The sequence below is a fragment of the Pseudomonas sp. ACN8 genome, assembly GCF_002303925.1.
Lineage (GTDB): Bacteria > Pseudomonadota > Gammaproteobacteria > Pseudomonadales > Pseudomonadaceae > Aquipseudomonas.
On record NZ_MRCS01000007.1, the window covers coordinates 120,785 to 138,439 of the forward strand.

Here is a 17,655-nt window from a genome sequence, read left to right on the forward strand (position 1 = left end):
CCTTACATGCCAATGGTTTGTACTTTGGACAGAGCGACGGTACCCAGCCCGGCCAGATTGAGCATCAACTCACCGCCAGTCTGGCTGATGGTCACGCTGTTGACGGTCGCTGGCAGGTTGGTGATCAGTGCCACGGACTGCCCATCGATCGTGCTGGTAGCACCGAAGGTGTACGTACCTGCAGCGACCGTTTCGCCCGCGTCATTCTTGCCGTCCCAGATGAAGCTGGCGTTGCCTGCTTTCTGAGCACCCAGGTCGATGGTGCGTACGGTCTTGCCGTCCGCATCAGTGATCTTCAGGGTCGCGGCGGCCACCGACGATGGCACCACCACCGTACCGCTGAGGCTCTTCGACGTGTCGACCACAGCCTTGTCACCGGGTGCAATGACCGAACGCCCCACCAGCGAAGAAGCCTGCAATGCCTGGGACGAGTTGTAGTTGCTGGCCAGCCCGCTCACGGTGTCGTTGAGCGAGGTGATGCCTTCCAGGCTGCTGAACTGCGCCAACTGGGCCACGAAAGCACCGTTGTCTTGCGGCTCCAGCGGGTTCTGGTTTTTCAGCTGGGTCACCAGCAACTGCAGGAATGCATCCTTGCCCAGAGCTTTGTTGCCCGTGGCGCTGCCGGTTGCCGACGCAAGACCATCAGTCGTGGTGGTGGTCTTGACCGAAGAGTTGGCCAGGATGTCCTTGAGGCTCAAACCACTGGTGGAATCGGTAACACTCATCTGAGTCGCCCCTTATCACTGACCGAGGGTCAGGACCTTCTGCATCATGGTTTTGGCGGTGTTCATCATTTCGGCGTTGGTCTGGAACGAACGGCTCGCGGAAATCATGTCGGCCATTTCTTCAACCACGTTGACGTTCGGGTAGTAGACGTAACCCTTGGCATCGGCCGCCGGATGGTTCGGCTCGTAGCGAGCTTCGAGGTTGCTCTGGTCTTCGACCACACCCAGCACCTGCACGCCCTCACCGGCGGCGTCCTGGCTCTGGAACAGCGAGTCGCTGCCGCCGCTCTGCCCGCCCTGGAACATGGTGGCGAATACCGGGTGGCGCGCACGGTAGGTCTGGTCGATGCTCGACGAGACGGTCTCGGCGTTGGCGATGTTCGAAGCGACGGTGTTCAAGCGCGTGGTCTGCGCACTCATGCCGCTACCGGCAATGTTGAAAACACTGGATAGAGACATGGCTTACTCTCCGCGCAGGGCTGACACCAGCCCTTTGAATTTGCTGTTGAGCAGGGTGAAGCTGGCCTGGAAGCCGATCGCGTTTTCCGCGTAGTTCGACTGTTCAAGCTGAGCATCCACGGTGTTCTGGTCGATCGACGGTTGCATCGGCGTGCGATACAGCAACGATTCGTCGCCATTGCCCAGGCCTTCAGCCTCGATATGACGGCTGTTGGTCATGTTCAAGGCGAAGGTGCCGCTTTTGGTTTTCTCGTTCTGCTCGGCGAGCACTTTGGAGAAGTCCAGGTCCCGAGCCTTGTAGTTCGGGGTATCGGCGTTGGCAATGTTATTGGCCAGGACTTCGGCACGCTGGGCGCGGAAGCCCAGGGCTTGTTCGTGGATACCGAGCGCTTTATCGAAGCTGATGCTCATGTCGGGAAACCTTCGGGTGACCTGATTTTTCGTAGGATCAACTTAGCAAGCCCCATGCCAATTCAAAAACCCCCGAAAACCGGGGCTTTCCCGGACATGGCAACGCGGCAATGCCAGAAAAGCGGCAACGGTTTTCCGCCGCATGCCGCTTTTCTGCCGCCTCCTCACCCTTTCAGAACACCACCGGCCACTGTGGGAGCGAGCCTGCTCGCGATAGCGGTGTATCTGGCAAAGTTGAGTTCAACTGTCAGGACGCCATCGCGAGCAGGCTCGCTCCTACAGGAGAATGCAGTGCTGGCGAAAAATCGGCAGACAAAAAAACGGGAGCCCCTGAGGACTCCCGTTTTTTTGACAACACCAACAGAATCACTTCGCCTGGTAAATGATCCCCGGGCTGCACTGGACCATCTGGTAATGATCCGGCAAGCCGTTCAGCGCTTCGGAAGCACCGAGGAACAGGTAACCGCCCGGCTTCAACGTGCTGTGGATGCGCAACAGGATGTCCTTCTTCACCTCGGCGGAGAAGTAGATCAACACGTTGCGGCAAAACACGATGTCGAACTTGCCGAGGGCCGCGTAGCTGTCCAGCAGGTTGAACGAGCGAAATTCCACACGGCTCTTGATCGGTGCCTTGATCGCCCAGCGCCCCGGCCCTTTCGGGTCGAAGTAACGCTGCAGCCGCTCAGGCGACAGACCGCGGCCGATGGCCAGGCTGTCGTACTCGCCGTTCTTGCAGTTGTTCAGCATGGTGCCGGACAGGTCGGTGGCAACAATCTGCACCCCCATCCGCAACTGGCCCATGTTGACCCGTTCGAACTCGTCGATGGACATCGACAGCGAATACGGTTCCTGGCCCGACGAGCACGCTGCCGACCAGATGCGCAGGCGCTGGCCGGGACTGGCCTTGATCGCTTCGGGCAGTACCTTGTTCTTCAAGACTTCAAACGGGTAAGTGTCACGAAACCACAGGGTTTCGTTGGTGGTCATGGCATCCACCACCTGCTCGCGCAAACCGCTACGCGGCTGGGTCTGCATGCGCTGAACCAGTTCCCCCAAAGACTTGATGCCTTGCTGTTCCATCAGTTTATTGAGACGGCTGGAGACCAGGTACTGCTTGTTTTCACCGAGCAAAATGCCACAGGCTTTTTCCAGGAATACCCGGAACTGTTCGAAATCCAAATTACCCGTAGACAATGATGCCGCCTCTTAAATCGTGTTGACTGCCAGGGACACGGGCCCCTGGCTGATATCTGCTGCTTTGATCCGGTCGACTACCCGGGATGCCAGGTCATCAGGACGGAACTTGGCCAGGAAGTCATCGGCACCGACCTTCTTGACCATCGCCTGATTGAATACCCCCGACAACGAAGTATGCAGGATGATATGAAGCTTTTGCATGCGCGGGTCGTTGCGGATTTCCGCCGTCAGGGTGTACCCGTCCATCTCCGGCATCTCGATGTCGGAGATCATCATCAGGAACTCTTCTTCCGGCTTCTTGCCCTCGTCGACCAGTTTGCGCAGGTAGTCCAGCGCCTGCCGACCATCGTTCAACGCCACCACTTCGACGCCGACCGTTTGCAGGCAACGCGTGACCTGCTTGCGCGCCACCGACGAGTCGTCGACCGTCAGCACGCGCAACGAAAGCGCCTTGTGCTGGGTTTCGACATCCACCACACCGACGGAAATCGCTTCCGGCGTCGGCGCCACTTCCGCCAGCACCTTCTCGACGTCGATGATTTCGACCAACTGATTGTCGACCCGCGTCACCGCCGTCAGGTAATGATCGCGCCCGGTTCCCTTGGGCGGCGGATGGATCTCCTCCCAGTTCATGTTGACGATGCGTTCCACCGAACGCACCAGGAAACCCTGGGTCTTGGTGTTGTACTCCGTGATGATCACGAAGGGGTTGTGCTTGTCCTTCAACGCGCCGGAGCCGGTCGCCATCGCCAGATCAAGGATCGGAATGGTCGCCCCCCGGATGTTCGCCACGCCGCACACGACAGGACTGGACTTGGGCATCAGTGTCAGTTTGGGACATTGCAGCACCTCCCGAACCTTGAACACGTTGATCCCGTACAGCTGCTGGCCGTCGAGACGGAACAACAACAGCTCAAGGCGATTCTGCCCCACCAGTTGCGTGCGCTGGTTTACCGAATCCATTACACCAGCCATGCCAGACTCCTACGCCAACGCCAAGTGTTGTTGCGACGTGCCTTCATCACTAAACGGCACGGCGCTTGCTTTTTTAATCGTTATGAACACAGAACCGACATTTTTTCGACGCCTGACCACACCCTACCGCAAACGGCTCGGCGTGCTGGCGGCTGTTTGCCTGTTCAACGCTGGCAGCCCTGCCCTTGCTGACGCGGTTACCTTGCCTGACATGCTTATCGGCGTCACTCAGGGCTTTCTTGAATTCACCGTAGAAGACTATCTGGCGACCAGTCAAACGGAAGGTCGCTACGAGATCCAGGTCAACCCGCTCGATCCGCGCATGCACATGCCCATGTGCGACAAGGAATTGACAGCGACGCTCGAGAGTCCCAAGCCGCTGGGACGGGTCACGGTCAAGGTTCGCTGCGAGGGCGCGTCTCCCTGGACCGTCTTCGTACCCGCTCAAGTCCGCCTGTTTCGCGATGTCGTGACCAGCGCCCGGCCACTACGCCGCGCCGCCATTGTCGAGCCTGGGGATGTGGTCTTGCGCGAGCGCGATATCAGCCTGATCAGCCAGGGCTACCTGACCTCCCTCGATCAGGCGATCGGGCAACGATTGACCCGACCAATGGTCACCGATCAGGTGATTACCCTGGTGAACATCGAACAGGCCGAAGTCATCCGCAAGGGCGATCAGGTGGTGATCACCGCCCGCAGCGGCACCCTCAGCGTGCGCATGCCGGGCGAAGCGCTGTCAAACGGCAGCCTGAGCGAACAGATCCGGGTGAAAAACCTTAATTCCCAACGAGTTATCAAGGCGCAGGTCATGGCGCCGGGGCAGGTGGAAGTGTCCATGTAAGGTCCTCTGTTGATCGGAATGTGGCGCTTGCCGCGGCTGTTCCCTAGACTGTGCTCCATGCAGGGCAAGCGCTGACGCGCGCAAGGTTCATTGATAAATGAGCCTAAAGTTTTCCAGGGAATGGCCGAAACCATGGCAAGCGTCCAAATTCCCAGAGGTTTTTTATCATGGTCATCGATTTCAGCCGTTTGAACAGCTCCTCGTCCCTGACGGGCAGTACACGTACCAGCGCCAGCAAGGAAAGCGCCGAGGCCGGCAAATCCGCGCCGCTGGAGTCCGCGGCCGAACAGGCCGGTACCGTCAAAAGCGGGGAATCGGTACATCTCAGCAATGAGGCTCAACAGTTGCAGAAGGTCACTGACAAGCTGCGCGATCAGCCTGCCGTCGACAACGCCCGCGTGGCCGAGTTGAAAGCAGCGATTGCCGATGGCAGCTATAAAGTCGACAGCAACCGTGTAGCCAGCAAACTGCTCAACTTCGAAGCCCAGCGCTAGGCCACCGCCGGCGCCAGGCTTTTGGACGCTTAAAACCCAAGGCCAGCCATGCACGACACAAATTTACTGCAACTGATCACCGACGACTTTGCTCCAGCGCAACACTTGCTGGAACTCCTGCAGACCGAATCCCTCGCATTGCATGGCCGCGACATGCCATTGCTCGAGAACATCCTGGCGCAGAAACAGGCATTGGTCGTTTTGCTCGAACAGCATGGCCGCAAGCGCAGTGAAATCCTCGCCAGCCTCAACCTGCCGACCAACCGCGGCGGTCTCGAGCAATTGGCCGGCCAGTCGAGCATTGGCGAGCAGTTGCTGGCGCAAAGTGACGTGCTGACCGATCTCCTGGCCCAGTGCCAGGCCATCAACGCCAACAACGGCCAGTCGATCCTCACTCAGCAGGCCGCGACGGCCACCCAGCTGAAAATCCTCACCGGCGGTGAAACCCCGGCGCTTTACGATGCCAGCGGAACATTCTCCAAGCTTGCCAAGCCGCGCCCGCTCAGTCAGGCATGAGCCGGTCAATGCCCCCGCTCTATCAAGACGCGCAACATACTGGCAAACTGCTAGCTTGCCGTAGTCAAATTTTGTCTGGAGATTGATTAACCGTGTCCAATGCCTTATCCGTGGATGATGCTCCGCAGCCACCCAAGGTGCTCTCCACGCCCTTGGAAATCTCCAGCAACCTGCGCCAGCTGCTCGAAAGCCATGACCCGCTGATCATCACGTTCCACGAGCGCAGCCAGCGCTTCCAGAGCTATCTGGTGGACCTGGACCGTGACAGCAACATGATCGCCCTGGACGAAATGATTCCCCGTGATGGCGAGCGCTACCTGCTGGCGGGTGAGCCGTTCAGGGTCGAAGGCTTCCACGAAGGCGTACGCATTGCCTGGGAAAGCAACGGCCAGTTGAACATCGACGAATCCGGTGGCAGCCGCTGCTATCGCGGCCCCCTGCCCGCTGAAGTGGTGTACCACCAGCGCCGCAATGCGTTCCGCGCCGCGCTGAAGCTGGCACAACTGGTCAACGTCAACCTCGACGGCGAAAAGCTCAAGGCGTCGATCAGCGGCAAGTTACTGGATATTTCCGCTACCGGCTGCAAACTGCGCTTCGACGGCGACATCACCGGCAGCCTGCAACTGGGTCAGGTCTACGACCGCTTCAGCGCCGACCTGCCCTTCGGCAAGATGACCGCACCGGTCGAGTTGCGTTATCTGCACTTCGAAGAAAGGATTTCCACCACCTTCGCCGGCGTTCGCTTCCACAACATGAGCGGGCTGGTGCAGCGCCAGGTCGAGCGCTTCGTCTACCAGTTGCAACGTGAAGCACGTCGCTTCGACAAAGACGACATGTGATAGAGCGTCAACAAAAAACGGGCAGTCCCTTGCGGTGACTGCCCGTTTTTTTATGCCCTGGATTTAAGGTCTGACCTCGCTGACGTTAGGGTCCCGCCCTGTATCAGGGTCTTGCGGCGGCTGATCGGTTTCAGCTTCGGTGACAGTTTCAGTTTCAGGTTCTGATTCAAGCTCTGGCCCGGTACTCACCGGGTTTTGCATCTGATCCTGCACCACCTGCTCATCAACACGCGGGTCGAGGCAGGCCACCAGCGGTGAACTCGTCATGTTGTCCGGCATGGCCACGTGATGCAGCGGCGCGTCTTCCACCTGATGCAGGTTGGTCACCGCTTTCGGGCGAATCCGCCATACCAGCACCAACGCAAAGAAACTGAAAAACGCATAAAGCATCTGGCTGCCGAACAGCTTCATCAGCACGCCGGCCACCAGCGGCCCGATACTCGCGCCAACGCCGTAGGTCACCAGCAACATTGCCGTCAGGGACACCCGGCGATCACCTTCGACGTGGTCGTTGGAGAACGCCACTGCCAACGGATACAGGCAGAACTGCACCAGCGAACAGATAAAACCGGCGATAAACAGAACCTCCAGCGGCACCTGCGGCATGATCGCCAGCGGCAGTGCCGCCAGCGCCAGGCTGAATGCAAAACTGCGGATCAATACGGCCCGATCGTAGCGATCGGACAACCAACCCAGCGGCCACTGCACCAGCAACCCGGCAAAAATACAGCTACCCATGAACAGGCCGACCTGCTCCGTGGACAATCCCTGCTGCGAGGCATACAGCGGCGCCAGACCGTAGAACGAACCGACGATCAAGCCCGCCCCCAGCACCGTGCTCAATGACTGTGGCACGCGCTTGATAAAGAAGCGCGGCTCCATCGGTGCCGGGTGCAAGGGTGCCGGGTGAATCCGCCGCGTCAGGGCCACCGGCACCAGACACAGGGCGAAACACAGGGCGACCAACATCAGCAATTCAAGCCCCAGCCCTGGATGCATGACCAGAATCAACTGCCCCAGCACCAACCCCAGATACGAAGCGATCATGTAGCCACTGAAGACCATGCCGCGCTGATTGGCATCGGCCTGCTCATTGAGCCAGCTCTCGATCACCATGTACTGACACATCATGCCGAGGCCGACGATCACCCGCAAAAACAGCCAGGCCGGCAACCAGTCCACCAGGCCATGGCCGAGCACCGCCGCGCCAACGATCCCGGCACAGGCCGAGTAAGCCCGGATATGCCCGACCCGGGCAATCAACCGGTGACCGATCTTGCCCCCCAGCACCAGGCCGAAATAGTTGGCAGCCATCAGCGCACCGACCCACAGACTGTCGACATGGTCGGCAGCCAGGCGCAACGCCAGGTAAGTGCTCAACAGGCCCGAGCCGATCAACATCATCAGCGAGGCGAAATACAGCGCTCGAAAGGATTTCCAGATTTGGCGCATCGGCGTTCCGAGCGGCTCCTTGCAGTGAGAATCGGCTACCGCTAAACGATAGCCGGATGTCGATGGATCGTCAGGCCTGGGCTGCTAAAACACGCCGTTCCCAGGGAGTAATTTCATCATGGAAACTGGTCAGTTCCAGGGTCTTCGAAGCAATGTAGCCTTCGATGAATTCCACGCCAAACAGTTCCTTGGCCAACTGACTACGTTTCAGACGCTCAAGTGCCGCATGCAAGGTACACGGTAACGAAAGATTATCCGGCACTTCGAACTCACCCTGGATCGGCGCGCTCGGCTCCAATGCCTTTTCGATGCCATGCAACCCCGCCGCCAGGCTTGCGGCAATCGCCAGATACGGGTTGGCGTCGGCCCCCGGCAAGCGGTTCTCGACCCGACGGGCCACCGGCAAACTGGCCGGAATGCGCAGGCCCGCCGCCCGATTGTCGTAGGACCAACAGGCATTATTCGGTGAGGCGTAAGGGTGGCACAAGCGCTGATAGGAGTTCACGTTCGGCGCAAACAACGCGGTGAAATCGGCCATGCACGTTTGCTGACCGGCAATGAAGTGGCGGAAGATGGCCGTCTCCTGCCCCGCCTCATCGCTGAACACGTTACGCCCTGAATCGATCTCGACCACGCTCTGGTGGATATGCATCGAACTGCCCGGCGTATGCGCCAACGGCTTGGCCATGCACACCACGCTCAGGCCGTGCTTGAGGGCCACTTCCTTGAGCAGGTGCTTGAACAGGAACGTCTGGTCGGCCAGCAACAGCGGATCACCGTGCAGCAGATTGATCTCGAACTGGCTGACGCCCATTTCGTGCATGAAGGTATCGCGAGGCAGCCCCAAGGCCGCCATGCACTCGTAGACTTCATTGAAGAACGGCCGCAAGCCATTGTTGGAACTGACGCTGAACGCCGACTGACCGTCTTCGCGGCGACCGTCCAGCCCCAGTGGCGGTTGAAAAGCCAGGGTCGGATCGGTATTGGGGGCGAAGACAAAAAACTCGAGCTCGGTCGCCACCACGGGCGCCAGGCCGCGAGCCGCATAACGGGCAATCACCGCCTTGAGCTGGCCACGGGTCGACAGATTGGAACTGGTGGTGGTGCCCAGTTCATCCGCATCGCAAATGGCCAAGGCCCGCGGCGGATGGCTCCAGGGCAAGCGGTGGATTTGTGCAGGGTCCGGGATCAACGCCAGGTCGCCATCGTCGCTGCCGTAAAAACGTGCCGGCGGATATCCGCCCATGATGCATTGCAGCAGCACACCCCGTGCCATCTGCAAACGTCGACCGTCGAGAAAGCCCTCGGCGGTCATCACTTTGCCCCGTGGAACGCCATTCAAGTCCGGCGTGACACATTCAACTTGATCAATGCCCGTCAATCGCTGCGCGAGTGAACTCAGGCCAACGGTCGTCATGACGCTATCCTTGTTATTGTACGGGCCGCGAACGGCGACCGTACAAAATAGGCTCCGCGTGTTCGGAATTTCAAGCAGCGTCGTTAAATATGCTGCCGGTCAGGGCAGGTAAAGGCGAAACACTCCCCCACCCAATGGACCACCATTGCTGATTTCGGTACGCCCACCCACGCCGTTGCGCTGATGCAGCGCGGCAATTCGCCCGGCAAAGTACAGGCCCAGCCCGGTGCTGCCGGTGCTTTGATTGATGCCCTGCACGTAATCGGTCTGACGTTCGATCATCTGCGCCGGATACCCCTCGCCATCGTCATTGATGGTCAACACCAGTTGCCCGGCTTCGTCGCTGACGCTGATCAGAACGGCATGCCGCGCAAAACGAATGGCGTTGTTGATGCAGTTGGCCAATACCGACGCGATCAACTCACGATCGAAGAAACCCAGCGGGCTCAGCGGATCCACTTCAAAGGTGGCCATGATGCCGCGGCTGGCGAACACCTCCTGATGACAGGCCAGTTGCGCTTCGATGAAATCATCCAGTTCATGGTAGGCCGGTTGCAGCGGCATCTGGTTGACCCCGAGTTTGTACAATCCCAGCAACTGCACCAGCATGCCGTTGAGGTGAGCGAACTCGAAGTCGATCACGCCCTGCTCCGGCGTCTGCCGCGCCGTCTGCGGCAATCGCCCCAGCCACTGACTGTGGGCCTGCATCAGCATGGCCAGCGAGTTCTTCATGTCGTGCACGGCAGAGGCGATCACCGTGGAAAAATCCAGTGCCTGTTGGTTGTCGTTCATTGGCCAAGCGCCTTGCTTTTCAGCTTCTGGTAACGCGGATAGCGCGCGTCGGAGTCGGGCATCAGGCCGACCATTTTCAGGCAGGTCCGGCATTCTTCCAGCTCCGCCGAAGGAACGTTGGTATCGGTGCCATGCAACAACGACTGCGCCAGGTTCAGGGCGATACTGATGTTCTTCGGTTGCATCGCCAGGGCCTTGCGGAATACTTGCCGGGCTTCCACCAGGTTGCCGGTCTTGTAGACGCGCACGCCCTGACGGTTGAGTTCCGCGGCGGCGTTGCCGGAATTGAGGATGCTCGGGTCGTCGGTCTGCTTGGCGATGTCCTTCATGACCACCGGATCGTCGCCGTAGATTTCCACGCAGTTTTTCAGCATCGCGGTACCGGCCTCGGTCTGCCCGAGCAGTTTCAGCTGCTTGGCCACCAGCAAGGCCGCTTCGGCGCTCATGAATTGCTCCATGCCGTCCAGACGCAACATGGCTTGCTCGGTGAGCTTGTCAGCCGTCTCTGCATCGTTGAGCAACAGGCTGGTGGCCTTCATCAGGCGCGCCCGGATTTGCAGGCCCGGATCGGAGGGGTTTTCCTTGGCCACGGCGCTCAATGTGGTGTTGATTTCCAGGCGGGTGCGCGTGTCCAGGCCCCGTTCGCTGCCCTTGCTGATCAACGCGTGAGCCAGGCCGAGGTTGCTTTCAGGATCCTTGAAACGTGATTGCGCGCCTTGGGCCACAGCCTGGCGATACGCTTTGGAGGCGGTATCGAAGTCCTCGTTGGTCATTGCCAGCTTACCGAGCAACGCTTGCCGGCGCACCGCCAGAGGCGACAGGCGAATCGCCTCTTCCAGGACACGCTGCGCCCCCTTGGTGTCCCCTTCGGCGACCAATACATCCGCCATGCCGTCATACAGCGACGGCATCATCGGGAAGACTTTCAGGGCTTTTTCATAAATGCCCCTGGCCTGCCCGACCTGACCGCGCTTGAACAGCAACTTGCCCAACCCGGCAAACGCCCATGGCAACGGGCGGTCGGCGATGATGCCGTCGTAGAGGCGCTCCAGCGCTTCGTTCTGATTCAGGTCGCGCAAGGCATCGGCGCGATAGCGCAAGCACAGTGGCGAATAGCGGATGTCTTGCTTGCACAGGGCGATGCAGGCGTTGAGCACTTCCATCGGCTTGCCGCGATCCAGGGCCTGCAGGATCGGCTTGAGCAAGGTCTTGCGCTGCTCCAGGCGCTCCAGGCGCTGGGCCAGGCTGGAGCGGTTGAACGGCTTGGTCAGGTAGGCATCGGGCTCATGTTCCAGTGCACTGAGCACCATGGCCTGGCTGGTTTCGGCGGTGACCATGACGAACACCGCTTCATGACTGATCAGCTTTTCTTCCATCAGGTCTTCGAGCACCTGCTGGCCGTTCTTCTTGCCGTCCCCCAGGTGAAAGTCCTGCAAGATGAAATCGTAGGCTTTCTGCGAGCACATTTTCAGCGCCTGCTCGCCGGTATCGGCAGTGTCCACTTCCTTGACGCCCAGTTCGCGCAGCATCGACCTGACCGAACTGCGAAAGTCCGAGAAATCATCGACGATCAGAAAACGCTTTTGGTGATACGACAGCATCGAAGATTTCCAGGCAATTTAAGAAGAAGAACCCAAAGGCAAAAGAGGCAAAATGGCCCCTGTCTGCCCGGGTTATCGGCCAGCAGTGGCGTTCCCTTGAGAACCTTCCCCTGCGGCACACTCTAATTATTTGAAGGCGTTAGCGAAAAACAGGATTATCCTGATTTATCGATTTGCCCTTGCCTCTCCCAGGACTCAAGTGCATGCCCCCCATCGCCAAAGGACGACCCCATGAGTAGCCCCTCCAATACCGTTCCAGAGCGAAAGGCCCTGAGCCCAAGCACGCTGGACTTTCCGGTGGTGGGGATCGGCGCGTCGGCGGGCGGGCTGCAAGCGATCAAGCTGTTCTTCGAAAACATGCCGCAGGACAACGGCATGGCGTTCGTGATCATTCTCCATCTGTCTCCCGACCACCAAAGCATCGCCGACAAGATCGTCCAGGAATCAACCAAGATGCCGGTCCTGCAGGTCGGCAGCACGGTGCCTATCGAAAAGAACCGGGTCTACGTCATTTCGCCGGCGCAACAGCTGAACATGAATGACGGTCTGCTTGAGGTCAGCCCTGTCGACCCGCGCCTGGGACGTCACTCGTCGATCGATCTGTTCTTCCGCGACCTGGCCGATGTGCACCGTGAACGCGCGTTCTGCCTGGTACTGTCGGGCACCGGCTCGGATGGCGCGGTCGGCCTGTCGCGCATCAAGGAACAAGGTGGCATCACCCTGGTCCAGACGCCGGAAGACGCCGAGTTCGACGGGATGCCGAAAGCCGCCATCGATACGCGCATGGTCGACTTCGTGTTGCCGGTGGTTGAAATGCCGCAAAAGTTGCTGGAGTTGTGGCGCAACGCCCGGGAAATCAGCCTGCCCACGGTCAGTGATCAGGAGATGAAAAGTGTTGCCCCGGTGTCCGAGCGCGATACCGCGGCGGCCGAGCAGATGCTGCATGACATTCTGATTCAATTGCGCACTGGCACCGGCCATGATTTCAAACACTACAAGCGTGCCACGGTACTGCGACGCATCGAACGCCGGATGCAGGTCACGGCGCAACCGGACCTCGCCTCCTATTACAAATTCCTGCAAAACAATCCCGAGGAAACCAAGGCGCTGCTGGGCGACATGCTGATCGGTGTGACCAACTTCTTCCGTGACCGCGAAGCCTTCGAAGCCCTCGAGCGGGATGTGGTGCCGCAACTGGTCAACGCCGCCACGGCTTCGGCACAGTCGGAGAAAAAAGAAGAAATACGTGTCTGGTCCGCCGGCTGTTCCACCGGCGAAGAAGCCTACAGCCTGGCGATGCTGCTGCACGATCAAATGCAACTGGACTCCAGCAAGGCCACGCTGCAAGTGTTTGCCACCGACATCGACGAGCGCGCGGTCAGCTACGGGCGCAGCGGTCTGTATCCGCAAGCGATCATCACCGACGTGCCTCCGTCACGGGTGCGCCACTATTTCATCAAGGAGAATGACCACTACCGGGTGCGCAAGGAGTTGCGCGAAAGGGTTTTATTCGCCAAGCACAGCCTGTTGTCCGACCCGCCGTTTTCGCAGATCGACCTGATCGTTTGCCGCAATCTGCTGATCTATCTGGATCGCGAAGTGCAGCGCGAGATCCTCCAGATGTTCCACTTCGCCCTGCGCCCCGGCGGCTTCCTGTTCCTCGGCACGTCCGAAAGCGCCGATGCCTGCCATGAACTGTTTGCCCCTGTCGACAAACGCAACCGGATCTTCCGCGCCAAAACCGGCACGACCTCCAGCCGACGCACGCCCACCATGCCCCGTGGCGGCTACGTACGTACCAATATGCCCCGGCAGGCCCAGGAAACCAGCGTGCAACGCAAACTGTCGGTGGCCGACCTGCACCAGCGCGCCCTCGAACAGTCGGCGCCACCGAGCGTACTCGTCGATACCAACGCCGACATCCTGCACATGAGCGAGAGCGCCGGGCGTTTCCTGCGGCATGTGGGCGGCGAACTGTCGCGCAACCTGCTGAACCTGATTCTTCCGGAGTTGCGTCTGGAAATCCGCACCACCCTGTTCCAGGTCCAGCAGAGCGGTACTTCGGTCAAGTCCCGCGGGGTGCCGATCAAACGCGATGAACGGCGCTCTCTGATCGATCTGGTCGCCCATCCCTACAAGGATGAAGTCTCGGAGGGCGAGTACGTACTGGTGATTTTCGAGGAGCTCGAGATCGACCCCTCGGAAGTGACCTTGAGCCCCCAGCTGCAAACCGAAAGCCAGGTGCTGTCCAACCTTGAGCGCGAACTGCAACGCACCAAGCTGCACTTGCAGGACACCATCGAACAATCGGAAATCTCCAGCGAAGAGCTGAAGGCCTCCAATGAAGAAATGCAGGCGATCAACGAAGAGCTGCGCTCGGCCACCGAAGAGCTCGAGACCAGCAAGGAAGAACTTCAGTCGATCAACGAAGAGCTGCTGACGGTCAACTTCGAACTGAAAACCAAAGTCGAAGAGACTGACAAGATCAACGACTACCTGAGCAACCTGATCGCCTCCACCGACATCGCCACGGTGTTTGTCGACCGCAGCTTGCGCATCAAGTGGTTCACCCCCCGTGCCACCGACATCTTCAGCATGCTGCCGGTCGATACCGGACGCTCACTGCTCGACATCACCCATCGCCTGCACTACGAGGACCTGGCCGCCGATGCCGCCCTGGTTTTCGAATCGCTGAACATGATCGAGCGCGAAGTCAGCAGCACCGACAACCGCTGGTACATTGCCCGCCTGTTGCCTTATCGCTCCAGCGAAGACCACATCGACGGCACGGTGCTGACTTTCATCGAAATCACCAAGCGTCGCGCGGCCGAGGAAGAGTTGCGCCTGGGTGAAGAACGCATGCGGCTGGTCGCCGAAAGCACCCGCGACTACGCCATCATCACCCTCGATGAACACGGCGTGATCACCAGCTGGAACAAAGGTGCCGAATTGATCTTTGGCTACAACAAAGACGAGGCCGAGGGGACTCGCTACGATTTCATCTTTTCAGCCCAAGATCGTGCCAACGGCATTCCGCAAAACGAACTGCAGTCGGCCCGCAATCATGGGCGCCTCGAAGATGAACGCTGGCACCTGCGCAAGGACGGCAGCCGATTCTTCTGCAGCGGCGAAGTCACCCTGCTCAACGGTGACAAACTTCAGGGCTACGTGAAAATCGCCCGGGACCTGACCGGCCACAAGCGCCAGCATGAAGAGCAGAGCCTGCAACTGGCCGAGACGCGCAATACCAGTTACCTCAAGGACGAGTTCTTTGCGGTCATGTCCCACGAGCTCAAGCATCCGCTGAACCTGATCCAGCTCAATGCGGAACTGTTGCGTCGCTTGCCAGTGACGAAAAACCTGTCTCCAGCCGCCAAAGCCGTCAACACCATCTGCGAAGCCGTCACCAGCCAGGCGCGGATCATCGACGATCTACTGGATGTCGCCCGGGTCCGCACCGGCAAGCTCAAGCTGCAATCGGTCGCTGTGGACCTGAACAATGTACTGCGTGACATCTACACCGTGGTTCTCAATGACGGGCACGACATCAAGGTCGAGCTGCAAGCCCCTGCCGAGGCACTGATGATCCAGGCCGACCCCACGCGTCTGGAACAAATCATCTGGAACCTGGTGAACAACGCACTGAAATTCACCCCGGCCAAGGGCCGCGTGCAATTGATCGCGAGTCAGGCGGGCAACATGGCCAGGCTGGATGTCAAGGACAACGGCATCGGTATCGCGAAAGAACACCTCGAACACGTATTCGACTTGTTCGGCCAGGCGGAAAAACAGCACGCCTCGCACCAACGCGAGGGGCTGGGGATCGGCCTGTCGCTGGTCCGTCAATTGACCGAGGCACAACGAGGCACGGTGGAAGTGAGTTCCGGCGGCGTGGGTACCGGTTGCACGTTTACCGTCTACTTGCCATTGGCCGAGATCAACGGCGAAGCCCTGCCCGCCGCGCAGATCGAAGACGCTTCCGGCCGCCTCAGCGGCCTGACCATCCTGCTGGTAGACGACTCCGCCGAGGTACTGGAAACCTTGAAGATGCTGCTGGAGATGGAGGACGCCCAAGTGATCGCTTTCGACCGTCCGGCGGCGGCGCTGGACGCGGCAAAAAATACCCGGTTCGACCTGATCATCTCGGACCTGGGCATGCCGGTCATGAACGGCCATGAACTGATCAGCGCCCTGCGCCAATTGCCACAAGTCAAAAATGTGCCTGCCATTGCGCTGACCGGTTACGGTGCCCAAAGCGATATTCAGAAATCACGGCAATCGGGTTTCAACCAGCACATCGGTAAACCGGTGTCCTACGATGAGCTGATCGACACTATTGAGGCTCTGCGGCGCTCATTGACCTGAGGCAACTCAAGTAAGCCCGCTGCACGCAGGCCCGTTGATCGATGGCCTGCTGCAGTCGCTCCTTTGCGCGCCCGCACCTCGACCTGCACGCCGTCGTCGAACACTTCTTCATAGGTCTGAAAGGGTAAGCGGGTATTGGTCCAGAGCCAGTATCCGGTGCCTCTGTGTCGCATCGATTGATCTCCACAGATGTAATTTGAAGCAAGGCACAGCCGTCACCGGGTTTCCACGCAGGTCGTCGGCTGATATCAACAAGCGCTGGCTGGCAGGTGGCTCGGTCAGACCGTGAATCGCCAACAAATTGACCGCCCTCAAATTAGCACTTCTAACTTCACACCACTCGTCGATTAATTGACGACATTGATCGGGATCCGATATTGGCCAGTGGCCACATCCGGCGAGCCTAATTCCTTGATTTTCGAGGGTTACTGTCCCCCTTGAGAACATCGCTCAGGCCTCGTCGCACCGGCTCGCTATCGAGGACCTGACGGATGGGTAGGTTGGTAGCACTCCGGGCTGACCTAGAATCAGTTGATAGGCGGGAGGGAGCACATCATCATGCGTAAACCACTGATAATTACTCGTATTGATCTCCTCTCCCGGGCTTTGCCTGACTTTTGTAAACCTTCGCCCCGCGTGCCAGTGCTGTCGATGGAAATTGCCCCGGGGGGGGTGGTTGCCAATACCCGGGCGGGCATCATCACGGCCTACCGGCGTTCAAATCCATCCTTCAATCGCACCGCCCCAGTTTGCAAGTTACTGACCCTGGAAGGCCGGCGGATGAAGGCCATCACAGGTTTTTCAAGGGGGTCAGGAAGATCATGACTGACCAGAACGAGTCAATTGGCGTGATGTTGATCGATTGTCGCCCCCTCGTACTCAAGGGCCTTCACGACTTGATCAATGCCAGAAAGCCCCGGATGGAAGTGACAGGACAGGCCAGCACCTATACCCAGGCGCTGGACCTTGCCGATCAGTTGCGGCCGGATGTGATTTTTTTCAGTTTCTTTCCGGATGCGCTGAATCCTCTGGATGTCGTCGCGGGACTCACCCGTAGCGCTGAAATGAAAGTGCTGTTGCTCAAGGGCCTGTACGAAGTCGTCCCCGCTGCCCAAGCGATAGAGGCTGGCGCTCGCGGCATCGTGCTCGCGGAAGACCCGACGGAATCGATTATCCAGGCCATCCTCAATGTTCACCATAGCGACTTCGCAATGGACAGAGCCTGGGCTGGCGGCCTTTCCGGCTATGCCGTGAGCGGGCACATACCCATCAAATGCAATCTGGAGCGGACGAAACAGGCGCGGTTGACGCTGCGCGAGAGAGAACTGATTCGCGCCATCGTGGGCGAACCGTCCGCCAAATATGTAAGCATCGCCGGGCGCCTGGGGATCAGCGAGCACACCGTGCACAACCACCTGAGCAACATCTATCAAAAGCTCAACCTCATCAACCGCATCGACTTGCTGATGTATGCGCTCAAACACGGGCTCACCAACGAAGCACCGACCGAGTCCGTCTGGGTGGAACTGGATTGAATTCAAGTCGATACAAAACAGTCTGCCCCTTGCTTT

At 59.2% G+C, this 17,655-nt stretch carries 16 protein-coding genes; 7 read left to right on the forward strand and 9 right to left on the reverse strand.

Translation table 11 applies throughout. The annotated features are described in order from the left end of the window. Positions 1-2: 2 nt before the first annotated feature. From flgD to BSF44_RS05905, 5 genes are all read right to left on the reverse strand, one after another. Positions 3-725 (reverse strand): flagellar hook assembly protein FlgD, encoded by a 723-nt coding sequence (gene flgD, locus BSF44_RS05885; RefSeq protein ID WP_095942692.1) that lies wholly within the window; start codon positions 723-725, stop codon positions 3-5. Positions 726-740: 15 nt separating this feature from the next. Continuing rightward, on the reverse strand, positions 741-1,184 hold the full coding sequence (gene flgC / locus BSF44_RS05890) for a flagellar basal body rod protein FlgC (protein WP_095942693.1): 444 nt from the start codon (positions 1,182-1,184) through the stop codon (positions 741-743). A 3-nt stretch (positions 1,185-1,187) separates the two neighbouring features. Continuing rightward, positions 1,188-1,595 (reverse strand): flagellar basal body rod protein FlgB, encoded by a 408-nt coding sequence (flgB, locus tag BSF44_RS05895; RefSeq protein WP_008051530.1) that lies wholly within the window; start codon positions 1,593-1,595, stop codon positions 1,188-1,190. 366 nt (positions 1,596-1,961) lie between these two features. Continuing rightward, positions 1,962-2,789, reverse strand: coding sequence for a protein-glutamate O-methyltransferase CheR (gene cheR / locus BSF44_RS05900; protein ID WP_095942694.1), 828 nt, complete (start codon positions 2,787-2,789; stop codon positions 1,962-1,964). 12 nt (positions 2,790-2,801) lie between these two features. Next, entirely contained in the window at positions 2,802-3,767 is a 966-nt protein-coding gene (locus BSF44_RS05905) for a chemotaxis protein CheV (protein WP_095942695.1), read from the reverse strand. A gap of 82 nt (positions 3,768-3,849) precedes the next feature. On the opposite strand from BSF44_RS05905, the gene flgA reads away from it, so the two are divergent. The 4 genes from flgA (at position 3,850) to BSF44_RS05925 (ending at position 6,457) form a co-directional block, all read left to right on the forward strand. Continuing rightward, positions 3,850-4,608: a flagellar basal body P-ring formation chaperone FlgA gene (flgA, locus tag BSF44_RS05910; protein ID WP_095942696.1), complete on the forward strand. Its 759-nt coding sequence runs from the start codon at positions 3,850-3,852 to the stop codon at positions 4,606-4,608. Between the two features lie 167 nt (positions 4,609-4,775). Further along, the gene (flgM, locus tag BSF44_RS05915; protein WP_056728065.1) at positions 4,776-5,102 is read left to right on the forward strand and encodes a flagellar biosynthesis anti-sigma factor FlgM; all 327 of its coding nucleotides are present in this window, start codon (positions 4,776-4,778) and stop codon (positions 5,100-5,102) included. A gap of 48 nt (positions 5,103-5,150) precedes the next feature. Beyond that, positions 5,151-5,618 carry a flagella synthesis protein FlgN gene (locus tag BSF44_RS05920; RefSeq protein WP_095942697.1) on the forward strand — a complete coding sequence of 156 codons (468 nt, stop codon included), beginning with the start codon at positions 5,151-5,153 and terminating at the stop codon, positions 5,616-5,618. 92 nt (positions 5,619-5,710) lie between these two features. Next, positions 5,711-6,457 (forward strand): flagellar brake protein, encoded by a 747-nt coding sequence (locus tag BSF44_RS05925; protein WP_095942698.1) that lies wholly within the window; start codon positions 5,711-5,713, stop codon positions 6,455-6,457. A 63-nt stretch (positions 6,458-6,520) separates the two neighbouring features. Here the strand turns inward: BSF44_RS05925 and BSF44_RS05930 are convergent, their stop codons facing one another. The 4 genes from BSF44_RS05930 to BSF44_RS05945 form a co-directional block, all read right to left on the reverse strand. Continuing rightward, on the reverse strand, positions 6,521-7,909 hold the full coding sequence (locus BSF44_RS05930) for an MFS transporter (protein ID WP_095942699.1): 1,389 nt from the start codon (positions 7,907-7,909) through the stop codon (positions 6,521-6,523). Between the two features lie 70 nt (positions 7,910-7,979). Further along, the gene (locus BSF44_RS05935; protein ID WP_172435308.1) at positions 7,980-9,224 is read right to left on the reverse strand and encodes a glutamine synthetase family protein; all 1,245 of its coding nucleotides are present in this window, start codon (positions 9,222-9,224) and stop codon (positions 7,980-7,982) included. 201 nt (positions 9,225-9,425) lie between these two features. Beyond that, the gene (locus BSF44_RS05940; RefSeq protein WP_095942701.1) at positions 9,426-10,118 is read right to left on the reverse strand and encodes a sensor histidine kinase KdpD; all 693 of its coding nucleotides are present in this window, start codon (positions 10,116-10,118) and stop codon (positions 9,426-9,428) included. Continuing rightward, positions 10,115-11,719, reverse strand: a complete 1,605-nt coding sequence (locus BSF44_RS05945; RefSeq protein ID WP_095942702.1) for a tetratricopeptide repeat-containing response regulator — start codon at positions 11,717-11,719, stop codon at positions 10,115-10,117. Before BSF44_RS05945 ends, BSF44_RS05940 begins: the two co-directional genes overlap by 4 nt. A 231-nt stretch (positions 11,720-11,950) precedes the next feature. On the opposite strand from BSF44_RS05945, the gene BSF44_RS05950 reads away from it, so the two are divergent. The 3 genes from BSF44_RS05950 to BSF44_RS05960 all read left to right on the forward strand — a co-directional run bounded on the left by BSF44_RS05950 (position 11,951) and on the right by BSF44_RS05960 (position 17,619). Next, positions 11,951-16,084, forward strand: a complete 4,134-nt coding sequence (locus BSF44_RS05950) for a CheR family methyltransferase (RefSeq protein ID WP_095942703.1) — start codon at positions 11,951-11,953, stop codon at positions 16,082-16,084. Between the two features lie 558 nt (positions 16,085-16,642). Further along, complete coding sequence (locus tag BSF44_RS05955; RefSeq protein ID WP_095942704.1) at positions 16,643-16,909, forward strand: hypothetical protein; 267 nt, start codon at positions 16,643-16,645, stop codon at positions 16,907-16,909. Continuing rightward, positions 16,906-17,619, forward strand: coding sequence for a response regulator transcription factor (locus BSF44_RS05960; RefSeq protein ID WP_095942705.1), 714 nt, complete (start codon positions 16,906-16,908; stop codon positions 17,617-17,619). Before BSF44_RS05955 ends, BSF44_RS05960 begins: the two co-directional genes overlap by 4 nt. The last annotated feature ends 36 nt before the right edge of the window (positions 17,620-17,655 follow it).